This is a genomic window from Mycobacterium sp., assembly GCF_032162105.1.
Classification (GTDB): Bacteria; Actinomycetota; Actinomycetes; order Mycobacteriales; family Mycobacteriaceae; genus Mycobacterium.
Genome location: NZ_JAVRPS010000528.1, coordinates 1 through 3,230 on the forward strand (window position 1 = coordinate 1; position 3,230 = coordinate 3,230).

Sequence of the window (3,230 nt, forward strand, 5' to 3'; positions counted from 1 at the left end):
GCTCGGAAACACCGGTGGGTTCAGTCGCGCGAAACCGTCCTGCCGGAAGTACGGAAAGTACGGATACGGCGCTTCGCGATGGCTGATCGCGTCGAGCCGGGCGACCTGGTCCTCGCTCAGCGCCCAGCCAACGGCGCCGAGGTTCTCGGACAGCTGCGTGGCATCGCGCGCACCGATGATCACCGAGGACACGGTCGGGCGCCGCAACAGCCAGTTCAGCGCGACCTGGGGAACCGTCCTTCCGGTCTCGTCGGCGATCGCGATGAGTTGGTCGATGACGTCGAAGAGCAGCGAATCATCGACGGGCGGACCGGCATCCGCCGTCACGTGCAGCCTGCTCCGTTCGGGCAGCGCTGTTCCCCTGCGGATCCGGCCCGTCAGGCGTCCCCATCCCAGCGGGCTCCAGACCAAGGCGCCGACCCCCTGATCCAGACCGAGCGGCATCAGTTCCCATTCGTAGTCCCGCCCGATCAGCGAGTAGTACACCTGATGGGCGACATAGCGGGGCCGATGCGCCGCGTCGGCGGCCGAAAGCGACTTCATCAGCTGCCATCCCGAGAAGTTGGACACCCCGGTGTATCGGATCTTGCCCTGTGCGACGAGTACGTCGAGGGTCTCGACGACCTCGTCGACCGGGGTGTGTGCGTCGTAGGCGTGCAGCTGAAACAGATCGATGCGGTCGGTCCGCAGCCGACGCAGCGCCTTCTCGACCGAAGCGATCAGGCGCGGCCGCGACGTCCCCGCATCCCCCGGCCCCTCGCCGAGCGGCAGCGCGGCCTTCGTCGAGATCAGCACTTGGTCACGCCTGCCCACCAGAGCGGCGCCGAGCACCTCCTCGGAGGCGCCGTCGGAGTAGACGTCGGCGGTGTCGAACAGCGTGACACCGGCGCCCAAGCAGATGTCGATGATCCGCCGGGCTTCGTCGACGTCGGTGTTGCCCCACGCGCTGAAGAAATCGCCCGACCCGCCGAACGTCGCTGCGCCGAAACTCAATTCAGACACGACCAGACCAGAGGTGCCGACCCGTCGATACTCCATCACCACTCCTTAACGAGACTATCTTCCTGATAAGGAACCTAGCACGTCGAATGCGCTAACGAAACCGGAGTCCCGTTATGATGTCCGGGTGCCAGCATCGACCAGACCGGGCGGACGAACGGCTGCTGTCCGTGACGCAGTGCTGCGCGCTGCGGCCGACCTTCTCGTCGAGGACGGGCTGGAGGGCATCGAACTGACTGCCGTCGCGCAACGGGCCGGGGCCGGCAAGTCGACCGTCTACCGCAGATGGGGGTCGGTGCCCGGGCTGGTCGCCGACCTGCTGGTCGACATGGCGGACACGTCGTCGCCCCGACCGTCCACCGGAGCTCTCCGCACTGACCTGCTGGCCCAAGCGAAGCTCATCCGGCGCACTCTGGCGGACGAACGGCAGGGACGGCTGTTCAAGGCGATCATCGCCGCGGCCACGTGTGACGCGCTCACCGCGAACGCGCTCGCCAGCTTCTATCGCAGGCGCATCGACGAAATGTCACCCGTCGTGACCGATGCCGTCGCTCGAGGCGAGGCACCACCGGGCACCGACCCGGCCGAGGTGATCCGGCAGGTATCAGCGCCGCTCTACTACCGGTTCCTCACCGACACCGACCCACTGACGGTCGCCGACGCCGAACGGGCGGTGGCCGTCACCATGGCGGCGGTCGAGGCCGGAGTGTTCGCGAACGGTTAGGCGATCTCGTCGAACAGCAGCGCGAGCTGACCCGGCGATACCGAGATGCCGCACTGGTTCTTCAGATCGGACAGCGGACGCGCGATGGCCTGCAGGTCGAGGAACTCGCCAGGGTGAGCCGTGAAGTAGCCCCGCACCGAAGACCGCGCCTCGTCCGCCGGTTGAGTGCCCGCGGCGGTCAGCACGTCGTTGGCACCAGGATGTGCGTCCAGGTAGCCCCCGGCCGCGCTGAGCACGCCGCTGGCGGTGGTGGACAGCCCGCTGGCCGTGCACGGGTCAGCGCCTGCCGTCGGCACTGCAACGGTGCCTGCGACGACGGCGCCCAATGCGGCCGCGGCCACCGTACCGGCCAGGCCACGGCGGACGAACGTGTTGATCAGTGTCATTGCGCGCTTCCCCTAAGAATCCCCGACAACCACAGCCGAAGTACAGGAATCATTGCAGGACCGTTGGTGCGGTGCGCGCCGTTCGGGCAAACCGGGGCTGGGAGTCGAGACGCGACGGTCACCGACTATCTGTCGGCTGATCAACGGACACAAGCGGTTTGGCGGAGCCGACTTGTCGTACCGCCGCGTTAACGTCGCCATACGCCGCCCACAAACGTCACAAAGGAGACATATAAATGCGCATCCCCATTCGTCACGGCGAGGTCATGCTGCTCCCGGTCAGCTCGATTCCGCCGGGTTCCTCCGAGCAGGTCACCAGCTGCATCGTCGGTCACAGCGAGTCCGGCCACCACCACGTCCTCGACAGCGACCGCGAGTTCGCCAGGATCGTCGCCGCCAGTGGCACGCTGTACGTCAACCTCGACGCGCCGACCCGGCTGTGGCACCAGAAGGAGCACGACCAGCACCGTGACCTGGAGGTGCCCGCCGGTGCCTGGCGGGTCGTCCGCAAGACGGAGTTCGACGTGCAGTCGACGGTCGATCCCAATCCACGGGCCCGGTTCGTCCGCGATTGATGGCGTTCGACGAAGCCACGGTGCGCCGCGCGGTCCGCGATCCGTTGGTGACAACCGTCGTCGTCGAGCATCGATACCGCTTCGCCAGGTTCGCAGCCGAGTACATCGAGGCGTCGTTGTCAGATCAGAACCGCACACTGGTGGTCGTGGATGCTGCGGAGACCGCCGACGATCTGGTGCGGGGTATGACCGAGATCCTGACCTCGTTGGGCGCTCGGCTATACGGGAAGCCCGCCGCGGCCAACAAGGTCCGCGGGATGATCGAAGCGGGAACCGCACCGTGATCGTCGCATTGCGCACCCGCGCCCAGGCAGCGAAGGTGGCCGAATTGGTCGGAGGGACCCAACTTCCCGGTAAGCCGAACCCAGATGGATCGACACCGCTGTCGCGGTATGTCGACGTCGGGCCGGACTTCGAGACACACCGGGCCGCGCTGGAATCGGTGTCGGTGCTCTTCGAGCTGTACTCCGGTGCGGATGACGGGTTTAGCGCTTCCGGAGAACTGGAGACTTCGGTGCCGTCGGGCTGGACGTTGACCGCAGCGAA

Annotated in this window: 4 protein-coding genes and 2 pseudogenes; 4 read left to right on the plus strand and 2 right to left on the minus strand. The window is 66.7% G+C overall.

The genetic code is table 11. From position 1 onward, the window contains the following. On the minus strand, positions 1 to 1,038 hold a 1,038-nt coding region (locus tag QOC69_RS27180; RefSeq protein WP_526445527.1), incomplete at its 3' end, for an aldo/keto reductase. A gap of 88 nt (positions 1,039 to 1,126) precedes the next feature. On the opposite strand from QOC69_RS27180, the gene QOC69_RS27185 reads away from it, so the two are divergent. Beyond that, positions 1,127 to 1,723 carry a TetR/AcrR family transcriptional regulator gene (locus QOC69_RS27185; protein ID WP_526445529.1) on the plus strand — a complete coding sequence of 199 codons (597 nt, stop codon included), beginning with the start codon at positions 1,127 to 1,129 and terminating at the stop codon, positions 1,721 to 1,723. Here QOC69_RS27185 and QOC69_RS27190 read toward each other — a convergent pair. Continuing rightward, a complete protein-coding gene (locus QOC69_RS27190) occupies positions 1,720 to 2,109 on the minus strand; it encodes a hemophore-related protein (RefSeq protein WP_526445531.1) in 390 nt (129 codons plus the stop codon). The genes QOC69_RS27185 and QOC69_RS27190 overlap by 4 nt on opposite strands. A gap of 236 nt (positions 2,110 to 2,345) precedes the next feature. Here QOC69_RS27190 and QOC69_RS27195 point away from each other — a divergent pair, with 236 nt between their 5' ends. The 3 genes and pseudogenes from QOC69_RS27195 to QOC69_RS27205 all read left to right on the plus strand — a co-directional run. Beyond that, entirely contained in the window at positions 2,346 to 2,684 is a 339-nt protein-coding gene (locus tag QOC69_RS27195; RefSeq protein ID WP_526445533.1) for a DUF8820 family protein, read from the plus strand. A gap of 32 nt (positions 2,685 to 2,716) precedes the next feature. Continuing rightward, positions 2,717 to 2,968, plus strand: a pseudogene (locus QOC69_RS27200) (IS607 family transposase); the annotation flags it as partial. Beyond that, a pseudogene (locus QOC69_RS27205) lies at positions 2,965 to 3,230 on the plus strand (IS607 family element RNA-guided endonuclease TnpB); the annotation flags it as partial. The pseudogenes QOC69_RS27200 and QOC69_RS27205, both read left to right, overlap by 4 nt.